The sequence below is a fragment of the Micromonospora sp. LZ37 genome, from assembly GCF_059359015.1.
In genome coordinates this window covers 282,336-296,762 of the sequence record NZ_JCADBL010000001.1, presented here as the reverse complement: position 1 = coordinate 296,762, position 14,427 = coordinate 282,336, and the positions used below count along the sequence as shown (strand labels likewise).

The 14,427-nt window shown below is 70.8% G+C and carries 19 protein-coding genes; 1 reads left to right on the top strand and 18 read right to left on the bottom strand.

The genetic code is table 11. The features are described from left to right. Positions 1 to 7: 7 nt before the first annotated feature. Both AC5L3Z_RS01430 and AC5L3Z_RS01425 read right to left on the bottom strand, forming a co-directional pair. On the bottom strand, positions 8 to 1,684 hold the full coding sequence (locus AC5L3Z_RS01430; protein WP_334528455.1) for an ATP-binding cassette domain-containing protein: 1,677 nt from the start codon (positions 1,682 to 1,684) through the stop codon (positions 8 to 10). A gap of 41 nt (positions 1,685 to 1,725) precedes the next feature. Continuing rightward, complete coding sequence (locus AC5L3Z_RS01425) at positions 1,726 to 2,328, bottom strand: class I SAM-dependent methyltransferase (RefSeq protein WP_494839570.1); 603 nt, start codon at positions 2,326 to 2,328, stop codon at positions 1,726 to 1,728. 124 nt (positions 2,329 to 2,452) lie between these two features. Here AC5L3Z_RS01425 and AC5L3Z_RS01420 point away from each other — a divergent pair, with 124 nt between their 5' ends. Beyond that, the gene (locus AC5L3Z_RS01420) at positions 2,453 to 3,583 is read left to right on the top strand and encodes a hypothetical protein (protein ID WP_494838887.1); all 1,131 of its coding nucleotides are present in this window, start codon (positions 2,453 to 2,455) and stop codon (positions 3,581 to 3,583) included. Positions 3,584 to 3,738: 155 nt separating this feature from the next. On the opposite strand, the gene truA is transcribed toward AC5L3Z_RS01420, so the two are convergent. From truA to rplF, 16 genes are all read right to left on the bottom strand, one after another. Beyond that, the gene (gene truA, locus AC5L3Z_RS01415; RefSeq protein ID WP_494838885.1) at positions 3,739 to 4,569 is read right to left on the bottom strand and encodes a tRNA pseudouridine(38-40) synthase TruA; all 831 of its coding nucleotides are present in this window, start codon (positions 4,567 to 4,569) and stop codon (positions 3,739 to 3,741) included. A gap of 68 nt (positions 4,570 to 4,637) precedes the next feature. Continuing rightward, positions 4,638 to 5,189, bottom strand: coding sequence for a 50S ribosomal protein L17 (gene rplQ, locus AC5L3Z_RS01410; protein WP_334528463.1), 552 nt, complete (start codon positions 5,187 to 5,189; stop codon positions 4,638 to 4,640). Between the two features lie 34 nt (positions 5,190 to 5,223). After that, positions 5,224 to 6,246, bottom strand: a complete 1,023-nt coding sequence (locus AC5L3Z_RS01405) for a DNA-directed RNA polymerase subunit alpha (protein ID WP_007073009.1) — start codon at positions 6,244 to 6,246, stop codon at positions 5,224 to 5,226. Between the two features lie 99 nt (positions 6,247 to 6,345). After that, on the bottom strand, positions 6,346 to 6,972 hold the full coding sequence (gene rpsD, locus AC5L3Z_RS01400; protein WP_334528466.1) for a 30S ribosomal protein S4: 627 nt from the start codon (positions 6,970 to 6,972) through the stop codon (positions 6,346 to 6,348). 14 nt (positions 6,973 to 6,986) lie between these two features. Then, a complete protein-coding gene (gene rpsK, locus AC5L3Z_RS01395; protein ID WP_014440747.1) occupies positions 6,987 to 7,394 on the bottom strand; it encodes a 30S ribosomal protein S11 in 408 nt (135 codons plus the stop codon). 18 nt (positions 7,395 to 7,412) lie between these two features. Continuing rightward, positions 7,413 to 7,793: a 30S ribosomal protein S13 gene (rpsM, locus tag AC5L3Z_RS01390; protein ID WP_091079342.1), complete on the bottom strand. Its 381-nt coding sequence runs from the start codon at positions 7,791 to 7,793 to the stop codon at positions 7,413 to 7,415. A 264-nt stretch (positions 7,794 to 8,057) separates the two neighbouring features. Continuing rightward, entirely contained in the window at positions 8,058 to 8,171 is a 114-nt protein-coding gene (rpmJ, locus tag AC5L3Z_RS01385; protein ID WP_012015104.1) for a 50S ribosomal protein L36, read from the bottom strand. A gap of 93 nt (positions 8,172 to 8,264) precedes the next feature. After that, positions 8,265 to 8,486: a translation initiation factor IF-1 gene (gene infA / locus AC5L3Z_RS01380; RefSeq protein ID WP_007073013.1), complete on the bottom strand. Its 222-nt coding sequence runs from the start codon at positions 8,484 to 8,486 to the stop codon at positions 8,265 to 8,267. A 565-nt stretch (positions 8,487 to 9,051) separates the two neighbouring features. Continuing rightward, positions 9,052 to 9,903 carry a type I methionyl aminopeptidase gene (map, locus tag AC5L3Z_RS01375; protein WP_494838882.1) on the bottom strand — a complete coding sequence of 284 codons (852 nt, stop codon included), beginning with the start codon at positions 9,901 to 9,903 and terminating at the stop codon, positions 9,052 to 9,054. Between the two features lie 94 nt (positions 9,904 to 9,997). Then, complete coding sequence (locus AC5L3Z_RS01370; RefSeq protein WP_334528477.1) at positions 9,998 to 10,651, bottom strand: adenylate kinase; 654 nt, start codon at positions 10,649 to 10,651, stop codon at positions 9,998 to 10,000. Further along, on the bottom strand, positions 10,652 to 11,983 hold the full coding sequence (gene secY, locus AC5L3Z_RS01365; protein ID WP_494838881.1) for a preprotein translocase subunit SecY: 1,332 nt from the start codon (positions 11,981 to 11,983) through the stop codon (positions 10,652 to 10,654). A gap of 232 nt (positions 11,984 to 12,215) precedes the next feature. After that, positions 12,216 to 12,659, bottom strand: a complete 444-nt coding sequence (rplO, locus tag AC5L3Z_RS01360) for a 50S ribosomal protein L15 (RefSeq protein ID WP_334528483.1) — start codon at positions 12,657 to 12,659, stop codon at positions 12,216 to 12,218. Then, positions 12,659 to 12,841 carry a 50S ribosomal protein L30 gene (rpmD, locus tag AC5L3Z_RS01355; RefSeq protein ID WP_007073018.1) on the bottom strand — a complete coding sequence of 61 codons (183 nt, stop codon included), beginning with the start codon at positions 12,839 to 12,841 and terminating at the stop codon, positions 12,659 to 12,661. Before rpmD ends, rplO begins: the two co-directional genes overlap by 1 nt. Continuing rightward, positions 12,841 to 13,455: a 30S ribosomal protein S5 gene (gene rpsE / locus AC5L3Z_RS01350; protein ID WP_334528488.1), complete on the bottom strand. Its 615-nt coding sequence runs from the start codon at positions 13,453 to 13,455 to the stop codon at positions 12,841 to 12,843. Before rpsE ends, rpmD begins: the two co-directional genes overlap by 1 nt. Before the next feature lie 33 nt (positions 13,456 to 13,488). Further along, complete coding sequence (gene rplR, locus AC5L3Z_RS01345) at positions 13,489 to 13,878, bottom strand: 50S ribosomal protein L18 (RefSeq protein WP_110563093.1); 390 nt, start codon at positions 13,876 to 13,878, stop codon at positions 13,489 to 13,491. Continuing rightward, positions 13,875 to 14,417, bottom strand: coding sequence for a 50S ribosomal protein L6 (gene rplF, locus AC5L3Z_RS01340; protein WP_334528491.1), 543 nt, complete (start codon positions 14,415 to 14,417; stop codon positions 13,875 to 13,877). The genes rplR and rplF overlap by 4 nt, the downstream gene beginning before the upstream one ends. Positions 14,418 to 14,427 lie beyond the last annotated feature (10 nt).

The window sequence follows — 14,427 nt, the reverse complement described above, 5'->3', positions numbered from 1 at the left end:
GGGAAGGTCAGCGCACGTCCCAGACCGGCTCCGGCGTCTCCACCACCTCGCCGTCGCCGCCGAACAGCACGAAGCGGTCGAAGGAGCGGGTGAACCAGCGGTCGTGGGTGACCGCGACCACCGTCCCGGAGAACGCGGCCAGCCCCGCCTCCAGCGCCTCGGCGGAAGCCAGGTCGAGGTTGTCGGTCGGCTCGTCCAGGAGCAGCAGCGTCGCCCCGGAGAGTTCCAGCAGCAGCACCAGGAAGCGCGCCTGCTGGCCGCCGGAGAGGGTGCCGAAGCGCTGGTCGCCCTGCGCGGCCAGTTCGTACCGGCTGAGCGCGGCCATCGCGGCGTGCCGGTCCATCCCGGCCCGGTGCTCGTCGCCCCGCCAGAGGATCTCGACGAGGGTCTTCGCCATCAGCTCCGGCCGGTCGTGGGTCTGCGAGAAGTGCCCGGGGCGGACCCGGGCGCCGAGCCGGGCCACCCCGCCGTGGGCGACGGGGGCCAGCGCCGCCGCGCCGACCGGGGTCTGCGCCGGGTCGGGGTCGGTGCCGCCGCGGGCCAGCAGCCGCAGGAAGTGCGACTTGCCCGTCCCGTTGGCGCCCAGCACGGCGACCCGGTCGCCGTACCAGAGTTCCAGGTCGAAGGGGTAGGTCAGGCCGTCGAGCTCGAGCTGGTCGCAGATCACCGCGCGCTTGCCGGTCCGCCCGCCGGCCAGGCGCATCCGGATGTCCTGGTCCTTCGGGGGTACGGGCGGCGGCCCGGCCTCCTCGAACTTGCGCAGCCGGGTCTGCGCGGCCTGGTACCGCGACGCCATCCCCGAGTTGTACGCGGCCTTCTGCTTGTACATCAGCATCAGCTCGCGCAGCTTCTCGTGTTCCTCGTCCCACCGCTTGCGCAGCTCGTCGAGGCGGTCGTGCCGGGCCACCCGGGCGCTGTGCCAGCTGGCGAAGCCGCCCGGGTGCACCCAGGCGCTGCCGCCCTCGACAGCGACGACCCGGTCGGCGGTCTGCGCCAGCAGTTCCCGGTCGTGCGAGACGTAGAGCACCGACTTGCCGGACTCCTTCAGCCGCGCCTCCAGCCAGCGCTTGCCCGGCACGTCGAGGAAGTTGTCCGGTTCGTCGAGGAGCAGCACCTCCTCGGGGCCGCGCAGCAGCAGCTCCAGGGCGAAGCGTTTCTGCTGGCCGCCGGAGAGGGTCCGGACGGGACGGTCCCGGGCGGCGTCCCAGGGCAGGTCGAGGACGATGGTGGTGACGGTGTCGAAGAGCACCTCGGCGTCGTACCCGCCGGTCTCGCCCCAGGCGGCGAGCGCGTCGGCGTACGCGAGCTGGGCCTTGCCCGCGGCGGTGCTGTACTTGCCGCGCACCTCGGCCGCCCGCATGGCGGCCTCGGTGTCGGCGAGCCGACGGCCGGCGTCGCGCAGCGCCGCCGGGGCCAGCGAGAGCGCCAGGTCGGCGAGCGTGGACTCGTCGCCGATCATGCCGATGAACTGCCGCATGACGCCGAGCCCGCCGAACCGGGCGATCGCCCCGGTCTTCACCGGCAGGTCGCCGGAGACCATCCGCAGCAGCGTGGTCTTCCCTGCGCCGTTCGGGCCGACCAGGGCGACCTTGGCGCCCTCACCGACCCGGAACGACACGTCGGCGAAGAGCTCCCGACCGTCGGGCAGCATGTGCCCGACCCCTGCCACGTCCACGTATCCCACGCCGGCATCCTGCCCGAGCGGGCGGGCCGGGCGACACTCGATTACCGGGTGACGCGCAGCACCCGGTAGCCCTTCTGGCTGGCGTGCCGCTCGACCTGCCAGCCGGCGTCGACCAGCCAGCGGTGCAGCGAGTCGCCGCCGAGGTGACGGGCGACCACCAGCCAGGCGACGCCGTCCGGGGCGAGCCGGGGCAGCCAGCGGCGCAGCAGCTCGTGCAGCTCGTCCTTGCCGATCCGGATCGGCGGGTTGGACCAGATCTGGGCGAACGTGACGTCCGTCGGCACCTCGTCCGGGGCGACCGCGTGGACCCGGTCGGCGGCGCCGACCCGGGCGGCGTTCGCGGCGGTGAGGGCGCGGGCGCGCTCGTTGACGTCGACCGCCCAGACGGTGGCGCCGGGTGCGAGATCGGCCAGCACGCAGCTGATCGGCCCGTAGCCGGAGCCGATGTCGAGCAGGTCACCGGTGGCGCCGGTGGGCAGCTCCGCCTTGCGCAGCAGCACGGCGGTGCCGGGGTCGAGTCGGGCGGCGGAGAAGACGCCGCCGGCGGAGGCGAGGGTGTAGTCGCGCCCGGCGACGGAGAACTCGACCTCCCGCGGGTGGGCCGCGGTGGTCGGTTCAGCGGTGAAGTAGTGGTCGCCGGTCACGTCCGGCATTCTCCCATCGGCGTTCGGGCCGGTCGCGGCCGCCTCGGCGGGCGCGACGACGCGCCACGCGCCGGAATTTCCCATTATTACCCCCTAAAGGGACAATGAGTCATACTCTGGCGACATGGTGTATCGGTACGAGTCCGATGAGGACGCTTTCGTGGAGTACCCGCGGTCCGGGTCGGACCTGCCGGAGATCACCCCGGTTTCGCCACCGCCCGCCGGGCCCTCCCCGTCCCGCTTCCCCACCCCGTCGCTGCCACGGGCCGTCCCACCGGCGCCACCGGCGCCCCCGGCGCCACCGGCGCCCCCGGCGGTCGAACCGGTCCCGGTTCCGGTCCGCGCGTCCGTCCAGCTCCCACCCGAGCCCACCACCCCGGGGGACGCCCCGACCGAACCGCCGGACCTGCCCCGGTCCCGCCGACCCGACTCCGGACGCGGCGGAGGCCGGTTCTGGCAGGTGCTCGTCGGCGGCGCCGCCGTGCTGGTGCTGCTCGCGCTCGGCGGGATCGGTGCGACCGCCCTGCTGGGCGACCGCACCGCTGACCCCGATGCCGAGCCGACCGCCCCGATCGCCCAGCAGCCCGGCGCCGCCGCCCCGACGACCGGGCCGCCCGGCCAGGACCTCGACTCCCGGGACACCGACCGGCAGCCGCTCACCGCCAAGGAGGTCTTCCCCGGCCGGAAGCTGGTGGTGGCCGACGGGGAGCCGGCGTACGACGTGCTGAGGACCCAGTCCAGCGGCAACTGCGCGGTGGCGGCCACCGGCGAGATCGCCGACCTGCTGGACCGGCTGGGGTGCAGTCAGGTGGTCCGCGGCACGCTGCGCTCCCCCGACGACGAGCACCTGGTCACCGCCGGTCTGTTCAACCTGACCGACCTGGCCGGCGCGCAGCGCGCCCGGGACCGGATCCGGGAATTGCTCGACGACCGGGAGGGCCGCTTCCGCGGCATGCCGGCCGGCGAGGACACCGAGTCGGTAGCCACCGCCGCCGCCCGGGTCGGCTGGCAGGTACGCGGCCACTACCTCGCCTACTCCGTGGTCACCCGGGCCGACGGCGGTGCCGTACCGGCCGGCGACAACGCGGTACGCGAGGTGATCTACGACATGATCGAGCTGCACCTGAACAAGGGCGTGCTGGACCGGCGGGCGGCGGCCGGCGTCGCGGTCCAGCCCGGCGCGGAGGCGTCGGAGCCCACCTCGACGCCGCGCGGCACCGACCCGACCAGCGACGGGGAGCTGCCCGGCAACTGAGCCGGCACGCGCGACGAGGGCCCGGTCCGGAGCACGGACCGGGCCCTCGTCACGTCGCCCACCCGACGTCGACCCCGGCCGAGCGCAAGGTCCGGGATTCCGCGGAGCCTCGGCCGGCGGCGGTCCGGACCCGACGGATCCGGGCCGGCGGCCGTTCAGGACTCGGCGGGCACCCGCAGCCGGCGGGTGAGGTCGGCGCGGCGGGCGTACTCCGCCGGGTCGTCCGGGTAGCCGACGGCGACCAGGGTGAGGCCGTGCGCGGGGGCGACGGTCACCTCGCTCGAGCGTTCCCGCCGGGTCAGCAGGCCGGCCGGCCAGTCGACCGGCCGTCGGCCGTCCCCGGCGACCAGCATCGCGCCCACCAGGCTGCGCACCATCGCCTGGCAGAACGCGTCGGCCTGGACGGTGGCGACCAGGATCCGGTCCGGGTCGCGCCGCCAGTCCAGCCGGGTCACCTCGCGCAGCGTGGTGGCGTTCTCCTTGCGCCGGCAGTACGCGGCGAAGTCGTGCTCCCCCACCAGGCCGGCGGCGGCGACGTTCAACGCCGCCAGGTCCAGCGGCCGGGGCCAGGCCAGGGTGTCGTGCCGGCGCAGCGGCTCGGCGCCCCAGGAGGCGTCGGTGACCCGGTACTCGTAGCGGCGGAAGGTCGCCGAGAACCGGGCGTCGAAGTCGGCCGGCACCTCGGTCATCGCCCGCACCCGGACGTCGGTGGGGAGCAGCCGGGCCAACCGGCGCAGCAGCCGGCCGTCGTGCTCCCGCCAGACCGTGGTGGGCAGGTCGAGGTGGCAGACCTGACCGGTGGCGTGCACCCCGGCGTCGGTCCGGCCGGCCACGGTCAGCCCGGTCGCGGTGCCCGCCCCGAGGACCAGGTCCAGCGTCTCGACGAGCACCCCGGCGACCGTACGCCGGGTCGGCTGGGCGGCCCAGCCGGAGAAGCCGGTGCCGTCGTAGGAGACGTCCAGCCGCAGCCGGGTCCGCTCGTCCACCTCGTACCTCCAGTTACGGGTCGGGCCCGGCACCCCCGTGGGGGTGCCGGGCCCGACGTTGCCCTTGATCAGGCCTTGTTCTCGTTGGCCTCGTCGCTGTCCTCGCGGGCAGCGTCGGTGTCACCGGAGGCCGAGATCGGCGGCTCGGCGTCCTGGTCGGCCGGGGCCGGGTTCTCCTCGGCCGGGGCGAGCGCCTCGACCTTGTCCTGCTGCGCGGCCTTGCGGGCGGCGGTCTTCTTGTTCACCTTCGGCTCGGCGACCTGAAGCTCCTCGACCAGCTCGATGACGACCATCGGCGCGTTGTCACCCTTGCGCGGACCGGTCTTCACGATCCGGGTGTAACCGCCGGGGCGGTTGGCGTACCGGGGCGCGATCTGGTCGAACAGGGCGTAGACCGTGTCCTTGTCCTTCACGACGCCCAGCACCCGCCGCCGCGCGGCCAGGTCACCGCGCTTGGCCTTGGTGATGAGCTGCTCGGCCAGCGGACGCAGCCGCCGGGCCTTCGTCTCGGTGGTCTTGATCTTGCCGTGCTGGAACAGCGCGGTGGCCAGGTTGGCCAGCATCAGCCGCTCGTGCGCGGGGCTGCCGCCGAGGCGGGGGCCCTTGGTGGGCGTGGGCATGCTTGGTGCTCCTCAGGTGTGGCGGCAGCGCGGACTAGAGCTGCTCGGTCTCGCGGTAGTCGTCGGTGTCGTAGTCGGCCTCGCCGAAGGCGTCCACGACGTGCGCCGGGTCGAAGTTCGGGGCCGAGTCCTTCAGCCCGAGTCCCATCCCGGCGAGCTTCATCTTGACCTCGTCGATCGACTTCTGACCGAAATTCCGGATGTCGAGGAGGTCGGCCTCGGTGCGCCCGATCAGCTCACCAACGGAGTTGATGCCCTCGCGCTTGAGGCAGTTGTAGGAGCGGACGGTGAGGTCCAGCTCCTCGATCGGCAGGGCCAGGTCCGCCGCGAGCTGGGCGTCCTGCGGGGACGGCCCGATGTCGATGCCCTCAGCGGTCTCGTCCAGCTCCCGGGCCAGGCCGAAGAGCTCCACCAGCGTCGAGCCGGCGGAGGCCAGCGCGGTACGCGGGCCCATCGACGGCTTGGTCTCGACGTCGATGATCAGCCGGTCGAAGTCGGTGCGCTGCTCGACACGGGTGGCCTCGACGCGGTACGTCACCTTCAGCACCGGCGAGTAGATCGAGTCGACCGGGATCCGGCCGATCTCGGCGCCGGCCTGCTTGTTCTGCGCCGCCGTCACGTAGCCGCGACCCCGCTCGACGGTCAGCTCCATGTCGAGCCGGCCCTTGCCGTTGAGGGTGGCGAGCTTCAGGTCCGGGTTGTGCACCGACACGCCGGCCGGGGGCTGGATGTCACCCGCGGTCACGTCGCCCGGGCCCTGCTTGCGCAGGTACATGCTGACCGGCTCGTCGTGCTCGGAGCTGACGCACAGCTCCTTGATGTTCATGACGAGCTCGACCACGTCCTCCTTGACCCCGGGGATCGTGGTGAACTCGTGCAGCACACCGTCGATCTTGATCGAGGTGACCGCGGCACCCGGGATGGACGACAGCAGCGTGCGCCGCAGCGAGTTGCCCAGGGTGTAGCCGAAGCCGGGCTCCAGCGGCTCGATGGTGAACCGGGAGCGGGTCTCGTTGATCGACTCTTCGGAGAGAGACGGTCGCTGGCTGATGAGCATTTCTTCTCTTCTCTTCCGGGGCGCCCGCTATTTGACGCCCGCCACACAAACTGTTCCGGTGGCCCGCCCCGGAAGGCGGGCCACCGCAACGAGCCCTGCTTACTTGGAGTAGAGCTCGACGATCAGCTGCTCCTGGACCTGCGTGTCGATGACCTGCCGGGCCGGGAGGGAGTGCACGAGGATCTTCATCTGGCTGGGGATAGCCTCCAGCCAGGCCGGCACGGACCGGGAACCGGCCTGGGCCTGCGCCACGACGAACGGGGTGAGCTCCTTGCTCTTGCCCCGGACCTCGATGATGTCGTGCTCCTTGACGCGGAACGACGGGATGTCGACCTTCTTGCCGTTCACGGTGAAGTGGCCGTGCTTGACCAGCTGGCGGGCCTGGTCGCGCGAGCTGGCGTAGCCAGCCCGGTAGACCACGTTGTCCAGCCGCGACTCGAGGATCTGCAGGAGAACCTCGCCGGTCTTGGCCTTCTTGCCCACGGCCTCCTCGTAGTAGCCGCGGAACTGCTTCTCCAGCACGCCGTAGACACGACGGGCCTTCTGCTTCTCACGGAGCTGGAGCAGGTACTCCGTCTCCTTGGTGCGGCCGCGGCCGTGCTGCCCGGGCGGGAACGGCCGGGACTCGAACGGGCACTTCGGACCATCGCACTTGCTGCCCTTGAGGAACAGCTTCATCTTCTCCCGCCGGCAACGGCGGCAGTCAGCACCGGTGTAACGAGCCATCTCTCTCTAACCTCTCAGACCCGGCGACGCTTCGGCGGACGGCAACCGTTGTGCGGCTGCGGGGTGACGTCGGAGATCTGACCGACCTCGAGCCCGGCTGCCTGCAGCGAACGGATGGCGGTCTCCCGGCCGGAGCCGGGTCCCTTGACGAACACGTCGACCTTGCGCATGCCGTGCTCCATCGCCCGACGCGCGGCGGCCTCGGCGGCCAGCTGCGCGGCGAACGGGGTCGACTTGCGCGAGCCCTTGAAGCCCACCTGGCCGGAAGAGGCCCAGGAGATGACCGCACCGGTCGGGTCCGTGATGGACACGATGGTGTTGTTGAAGGTGCTCTTGATGTGCGCCTGCCCGTGGGCGACGTTCTTGCGTTCCTTGCGCCGGACCTTCTTGACGGCGGCTCCGGCACGAGCCTTCGGTGGCATAAGTCTGTGCGCTCCTAGTTACTTCTTGCCGGGCTTCTTCTTGCCGGCGACGGTCCGCTTCGGGCCCTTGCGGGTCCGCGCGTTGGTCTTGGTCCGCTGGCCACGCACGGGCAGGCCCCGGCGGTGCCGGATGCCGGCGTAGCAGCCGATCTCGACCTTGCGGCGGATGTCAGCGGCGACCTCGCGGCGCAGGTCGCCTTCAACCTTGTAGTTGCCCTCGATGTGGTTGCGGAGCTGGACCAGCTCCTCATCCGTGAGGTCCCGAACGCGCTTGTCCGGCGAGATGCCGGTAGCGGTGAGCGTCTCCAGGGCGCGGGTACGACCGACCCCGAAGATGTAGGTGAGCGCGATCTCCATCCGCTTCTCGCGGGGGAGGTCGACGCCGACTAGACGTGCCATGTGCGGGCGTACTCCTCGTGATGTGTGGCGGAGGTGTGGACCCGTCCCACCCCGCTACCGGCCGTCCCGTCCTTCCGGCGCTGTCAGCGCCGGCGACCGGGAACGGTCGTGCCCGAGCGGGCCCCGGCCTCCGACCGGGGGTCAACCACGATGAAGTACGCGCTGCGTACCGCTCGCGGCTGGGACGAGTTGGTGATGTGTGTGTCGCGGGATCCGCGGCCCGGGCCTGTGCCGCCGTCCGCTCGTCGCGGTCGGCGGTACGGCTCAGCCCTGGCGCTGCTTGTGGCGCGGGTCGGCGCAGATGACCATGACCCGGCCGTGCCGGCGGATAACCCGGCACTTGTTGCAGATCCTCTTGACGCTCGGCTTGACCTTCACGGTTGCCTTACTTCCCATCTGGCCCGGCGGCGCGACGATGCGCGACACCGGACGTCGAAGACGGACACGGGGACGTCCCGGCCGCCGTCAGGATTACTTGTAGCGGTAGACGATGCGCCCGCGGGTCAGGTCGTACGGCGAGAGTTCGACGACGACCCGGTCCTCCGGCAGGATGCGGATGTAGTGCTGCCGCATCTTGCCACTGATGTGAGCCAGCACCTTGTGGCCGTTCGCGAGCTCCACCCGGAACATAGCGTTCGGCAGGGGCTCGATGACCCGACCCTCGATCTCAATGGCTCCGTCTTTTTTCGGCATGTCCTCCGCTGTCCTGACGTCGGTTACTCCGGACGGCCCACAACGTCTTACACGGATGACCGATCGAGATCGACCATCCGAGCCAGCCGCGGCTCCGGCTCCCACCGAAGCGCAGGGTGGGCATGCCGGAGTGGACGCTGTGCGCCGATCTGAAAGTGTACGCCCGCGTGCGGGCCGTCGCCAAACCGGCCGCCCGTCGCCGCGCCGGACCACCTGAAAGGCGACATTCCGGGTCCGACACCCCTTCCATCCTCGCCACGGCCCCCGGCCCTTCGGGCCGGCTGTGTCCGAAGACACCCCACGGCCCGCCCCGCCAGTCGGAGATCACGCTCGATCCCGGAAGGAGTGGCCTCCCACCGGACCCGAAGCCACTCTTTCCCGGATCGAGCACGATCTTGTCGCAGCTCCCGCCGGCGCCCGGGTCCGGGGGTCGGGGGCCGAGGCCGCCTTGGCCCCAGGGCTGCCGCGGTGGTCGGGACGGCCGGGACCCGCCAGGGCGACCAGGGAGCGCCGGACCCTCCGGGGCGAATGGGGCCACCGAGGCCACCGAGGCGACCGGGGTTGGTCAGATGGCCGGGGAGTCGGCGGGCTGGCGGGCGGTGACCAGGTCGCCGAGCCGCGCGCGACCGCCGTCCGCCGCGGTCAGCACCCACACGCCGTCGGGGAGCAGGGCCATGGTGTGCTCCACGTGCACTGCCATCGACCCGTCGCGGGTGACCACGGTCCAGCCGTCGGCCAGCTCGACCGTACGCGGCGAACCCATGGTGATCATCGGCTCGATGGCCAGCGCCATGCCCGGCACGAGGCGGGGGCCCTTGCCGGGGCGGCCGTGGTTGAGCACGTGCGGGTCCTGGTGCATCTCGGTGCCGATGCCGTGCCCGCCGTACCCGTCGACGATGCCGTACCGGCCGCCCTTGCGGACCGCGTTCTCCACCGCGTGCGAGATGTCCGTGAGCCGTCCCCGGCCGTTGGCCGCGCCGCGCGCCGCGGCGGCGATACCGGCCCACATCGAGTCCTCGGCGACCGCGGCCATCTTCAGCAGCGCCGGGTCCACCTCGCCCACCCCGACGGTGATCGCGGCGTCGCCGTGCCAGCCGTCGAGCACCGCGCCGCAGTCGATGGAGATCAGGTCCCCGTCGCGGAGCACCTGCTGCGCCGACGGGATGGCGTGCACCACCTGCTCGTTGACCGAGGAGCAGATCGAGGCGGGGAAGCCGTGGTAGCCCTTGAACGAGGGGACCGCCCCGGCCGCACGGATCGTCGACTCGGCGATCTCGTCCAGGTCGGCGGTGCTGACCCCGGGGGCGACGGCCTCGCGCATCCGGCGCAGGGCCTCGGCGACCACCAGGCCGGCGGCCCGCATCTTCTCGATCTGGTCAGGGGTCTTCAGCTGGATGTCCAGCTGGGGACGGCGCATGGAGCGATTACCTTTCGTTGCCGGACAGCGAACAGCGGGGCACGTCGCACGTACCCCGCTGTTGCCACTCTATCCGCCGGATCCCGGCGGGACGTCAGCCGCCGTACGAGCGCAGCGCGTCGATGGCGCGGACCGTGACGTCCTCCACCGGACCGGTCGCGTCGATGCCGACCAGCTTGCCCTGCGCGCCGTAGTAGTCCACCAGCGGCGCGGTCTTCTCGGCGTACTCCCGCAGCCGGGCCGCGATGGTCTCCGGCTTGTCGTCGTCGCGCTGGAACAGCTCGGCGCCGCAGCGGTCGCAGATGCCCTCGCGCGTCGTCGCGTCGAACTCGACGTGCCAGATCTTGCCGCAACCCCGGCAGGTGCGCCGGCCGGAGAGCCGCCGGATCACCTCGTCGTCGTCGACGACCAGCTCCAGCACCAGGTCCAGCGCGGTGCCCAGGTCGGCGAGGAGCTTGTCCAGCTCGGCGGCCTGCGGCGTGGTCCGCGGGAAACCGTCGAGGAGGAAGCCCTCACCGGCGTCCGGCTCGGCGAGCCGGTCCCGCACCATGTTGATGGTGACGTCGTCCGGGACCAGCTTGCCGGCGTCCATGTACCGCTTGGCCTCGACGCCCAGCGGCGTGCCCTGCGAGACGTTCGCCCGGAAGATGTCTCCGGTCGAGATCTTCGGCACCGAGAGGTGCGCGGCGATGAACTCCGCCTGTGTGCCCTTGCCCGCGCCCGGCGGGCCAACCAGAACGAGTCGCATCTACCGCAGGAACCCTTCGTAGTTCCGCTGCATCAGTTGGCTCTCGATCTGCTTCACGGTCTCCAGACCGACGCCGACCATGATGAGCACAGCGGTGCCGCCGAACGGGAAGTTCTGGAACTGCTCGCTGTTCAGCCAGATGAAGAAGAAGTTCGGCAGGATCGCCACGATGCCCAGGTAGAGCGCGCCCGGCAGGGTGATCCGGCTGAGGATGAAGTCCAGGTAGTCGGCGGTCGGCTTGCCGGGGCGGATGCCCGGCACGAAGCCGCCGTACTTCTTCATGTTGTCCGCGACCTCGGTCGGGTTGAACGTGATCGACACGTAGAAGTACGTGAAGAAGATGATCAACAGGAAGTAGAGCGCGATGTAGATCGGGCTGCTCGGGTCGACCAGGTTGTTCTGGATCCACGCCTGGGTCTTGCCCGGGTTGTTCTGGTCGAAGAACTGCAGCGCCAGCTGCGGCAGGTAGAGCAGCGACGAGCCGAAGATGACCGGGATGACACCCGCCTGGTTGACCTTCAGCGGGATGTAGGTCGAGGTGCCGCCGTACATCCGCCGGCCGATCATCCGCTTGGCGTACTGCACCGGGATGCGGCGCTGCGCCTGCTCGATGAAGCAGACCGCCGTGATGACCAGCAGGACCAGAACGAGCACCAGGGCGAACTTGGCCCAGCCCTCGTTGGCCTTGATCTTCCAGCCCTCGCTGGGGAGGCGGGCCGCGATCGAGGTGAAGATGAGGACGGACATGCCGTTGCCGACGCCGCGGTCGGTGATCAGCTCACCGAGCCACATCACCATGCCGGTGCCGGCGGTCATCGTCATGACCACGAGGGACAGGGTCAGCCAGTCCGGGATGCCGGTCCCCTGCGGGATGATCGGGAACTGGTCGCAGCGGTTCTGGAAGAGCTGCCCGGAGCGGGCCAGCGCCACGAACGCCGACGACTGGAGCACGCCCAGGCCGAGGGTGAGGTACCGGGTGTACTGGGTGATCTTCGCCTGGCCGGCCTGCCCCTCCTTGCGGAGGTGCTCCAGCCGGGGGATGACCACCGTCAGCAGCTGCAGGATGATCGACGCGGTGATGTAGGGCATGATGCCCAGCGCGAAGACCGAGAGCTGCAGCAGCGCGCCCCCGGAGAAGAGGTCCAGCAGGTTCAGCACCCCGGTGCTGCCACCGTCCTGGATGGTGTCGAGACACTTCTGCACGTTGCCGTACGAGACGCCGGGGCTGGGCAGTGCGGCGCCGAGCCGGTAGACCGCGATGATGCCTACTGTGAACAGCAGCTTCTTGCGCAGGTCAGGCGTACGGAACGCACTGAGAAAGGCGGACAGCAACTTCTTCCTCCTGCGCGAGGCGGGCCGCCGGTGAACCCTGGCGGGGCGGGGTGGGTGTCGGGCGAGTGCCCGATATCCATAGCTGGGATGGGACTCTAACAGCCCGATCCCGGTCCGGGCAGACGTGCCCGGCTACATAAACCGAATCCGATGTTACCCGGCGCACACGGGCCAGGTAGACCATGGCGCCCGCCCAGTTGGGGACAACTGAGCGGGCGCCATGGGTTCTGTCCTACAGCTCGGTGACGGAGCCACCGGCAGCGGTGATCTTCTCCTTGGCCGACGCGCTGAACGCGTGCGCCGACACCTGGAGAGCCACACCGTTGACGTCGCCGGTCCCGAGGACCTTGACCAGCTGGCCCTTGCGGACCGCGCCGGCCTCGACCATCTCCAGCGGGCCGACCTGGCCGCCGTTCGGGAAGAGCTCGGCGAGCCGGTCCAGGTTGACCACCTGGAAGACGACCTTGAACTTGTTCTTGAAGCCCTTCATCTTCGGCAGGCGCATGTGGATGGGCATCTGCCCACCCTCGAACGCCGGCGAGATGTTCTTGCGGGCCTTGGAACCCTTGGTACCGCGACCGGCGGTCTTGCCCTTGGAGCCCTCACCGCGACCCACCCGGGTCTTCGCGGTCTTGGCACCCGGGGCCGGGCGCAGGTGGTGAACCTTGATCGTCATTACTCGACCTCCTCGACCTTCACGAGGTGGTTGACCGCGAAGATCATGCCGCGAATTTCCGGCCGGTCCTCCTTGACCACCACGTCGTTGATCCGCTTCAGACCGAGCGAACGCAGCGAGTCACGCTGGTTCTGCTTGGTACCGATCTCGGACCGGACCTGGGTGACCTTCAGGCGCGCCATCAGGACGTCACCCCCGCCCGAGACGCCAGCATGGCGGCCGGCGCGACGTCCTCGACCGGCAGACCACGACGGGTCGCGACGGCCTCCGGGGACTCGAGCCCCTTCAGCGCCGCCACCGTGGCGTGCACGATGTTGATCGGGTTGGACGAGCCGAGGCTCTTGGAGAGCACGTCGTGGATGCCCGCGCACTCCAGCACGGCACGCACCGGACCACCGGCGATGACACCCGTACCGGCCGAGGCCGGCTTGAGCAGCACCACACCGGCGGCGGCCTCACCCGTGATCGGGTGCGGGATCGACTGGCCGATCCGCGGCACCTTGAAGAAGTGCTTCTTGGCCTCCTCGACACCCTTGGCGATCGCCGCGGGCACCTCCTTGGCCTTTCCGTAACCCACGCCGACGGTGCCGTCGCCGTCGCCCACGATCACGAGGGCGGTGAAGCTGAAGCGACGACCACCCTTCACGACCTTGGCGACGCGGTTGATCGCGACGACCCGCTCGAGGTGCGGGGTCTTCTCGACGGGCGCGTTTCCGCGGCCGCCCTCACGGCGGTTGTCGCGGCGACCACCCTCGTTGCCACCGGACCCGCCGCCACGGCGCTGTTGACCTGGCATCAGCAGCCTTCCTTATCTCTCGTGACGGGGTTTCTAGAACTCGAGCCCGGCTTCGCGGGCGGCGTCGGCAAGCGCGGCGACCCGCCCCGCGTACCGGTTGCCACCGCGGTCGAAGACGACCTTGGAGACGCCGGCGGCCTTCGCCCGCTCGGCGAGCAGGGCGCCGACCTTGCCGGCCAGGGCGCTCTTGTCGCCCTCCGTGCCGCGCAGCGAGGCGTCCAGGGTCGAGGCAGACGCAAGGGTGTGACCCTTGGTGTCGTCCACGATCTGGGCGACCATGTGCCGCAGGGAACGGGTGACGACCAGGCGGGGCCGCTCGGCGGTGCCGCTGACGTTCTTGCGGACCCGGAAGTGCCGGCGCGCACGCCCGACGGCACGCTTGGCGGCGACGCCGCGGCGGCGCTTGAGCAGCGTGGCGCTCACTTCTTACCTGCCTTTCCAGCCTTGCGGCGGATGACCTCGCCCTGGTACTTCACGCCCTTGCCCTTGTAGGGCTCCGGCGGGCGGATCTTCCGGATGTTGGCGGCGACCTCGCCGACCTGCTGCTTGTCGATGCCGGCCACGTGGAACAGGGTCGGCTTCTCCACCGTGAAGGTGATGCCCTCCGGCGCGGGGACCAGCACCGGGTGCGAGAACCCGAGCGCGAACTCCAGGTCCTTGCCCTTGGCGGTCACCCGGTAACCGGTGCCGGCGATCTCCAGGCTCTTGCGGTAGCCCTCGGTCACGCCGACGATCATGTTGGCGACCAGGGTACGGCTCAGGCCGTGCAGCTCCTTGGCCTTGCGCTCGTCGTTCGGCCGGTTCACGTGCAGCTGGCCGTCCTCGGCCCGCTCCGCGGTGATCGGCTCCGCGAGCGTGTGCTTGAGCTCGCCCTTCGGGCCCTTGACCTTGACGGTCTGGCCGTCGATCGTGATGTCGACGCCGGAAGGCACCGGGATCGACTTACGTCCAATACGCGACATTTCTACCTGT

Coding starts and splice junctions, on each gene's coding strand:
- AC5L3Z_RS01420 (WP_494838887.1), top strand. CDS start 2,453: ATGGTGTATCGGTACGAGTCCGATGAGGACGCTTTCGTGGAGTACCCG.
- rplQ (WP_334528463.1), bottom strand. CDS start 5,189: ATGCCCACGCCCACCAAGGGCCCCCGCCTCGGCGGCAGCCCCGCGCAC.
- AC5L3Z_RS01405 (WP_007073009.1), bottom strand. CDS start 6,246: ATGCTCATCAGCCAGCGACCGTCTCTCTCCGAAGAGTCGATCAACGAG.
- rpsD (WP_334528466.1), bottom strand. CDS start 6,972: ATGGCTCGTTACACCGGTGCTGACTGCCGCCGTTGCCGGCGGGAGAAG.
- rpsK (WP_014440747.1), bottom strand. CDS start 7,394: ATGCCACCGAAGGCTCGTGCCGGAGCCGCCGTCAAGAAGGTCCGGCGC.
- rpsM (WP_091079342.1), bottom strand. CDS start 7,793: ATGGCACGTCTAGTCGGCGTCGACCTCCCCCGCGAGAAGCGGATGGAG.
- infA (WP_007073013.1), bottom strand. CDS start 8,486: ATGCCGAAAAAAGACGGAGCCATTGAGATCGAGGGTCGGGTCATCGAG.
- map (WP_494838882.1), bottom strand. CDS start 9,903: ATGCGCCGTCCCCAGCTGGACATCCAGCTGAAGACCCCTGACCAGATC.
- AC5L3Z_RS01370 (WP_334528477.1), bottom strand. CDS start 10,651: ATGCGACTCGTTCTGGTTGGCCCGCCGGGCGCGGGCAAGGGCACACAG.
- rplO (WP_334528483.1), bottom strand. CDS start 12,659: ATGACGATCAAGGTTCACCACCTGCGCCCGGCCCCGGGTGCCAAGACC.
- rpmD (WP_007073018.1), bottom strand. CDS start 12,841: ATGGCGCGCCTGAAGGTCACCCAGGTCCGGTCCGAGATCGGTACCAAG.
- rpsE (WP_334528488.1), bottom strand. CDS start 13,455: ATGCCAGGTCAACAGCGCCGTGGCGGCGGGTCCGGTGGCAACGAGGGT.
- rplF (WP_334528491.1), bottom strand. CDS start 14,417: ATGTCGCGTATTGGACGTAAGTCGATCCCGGTGCCTTCCGGCGTCGAC.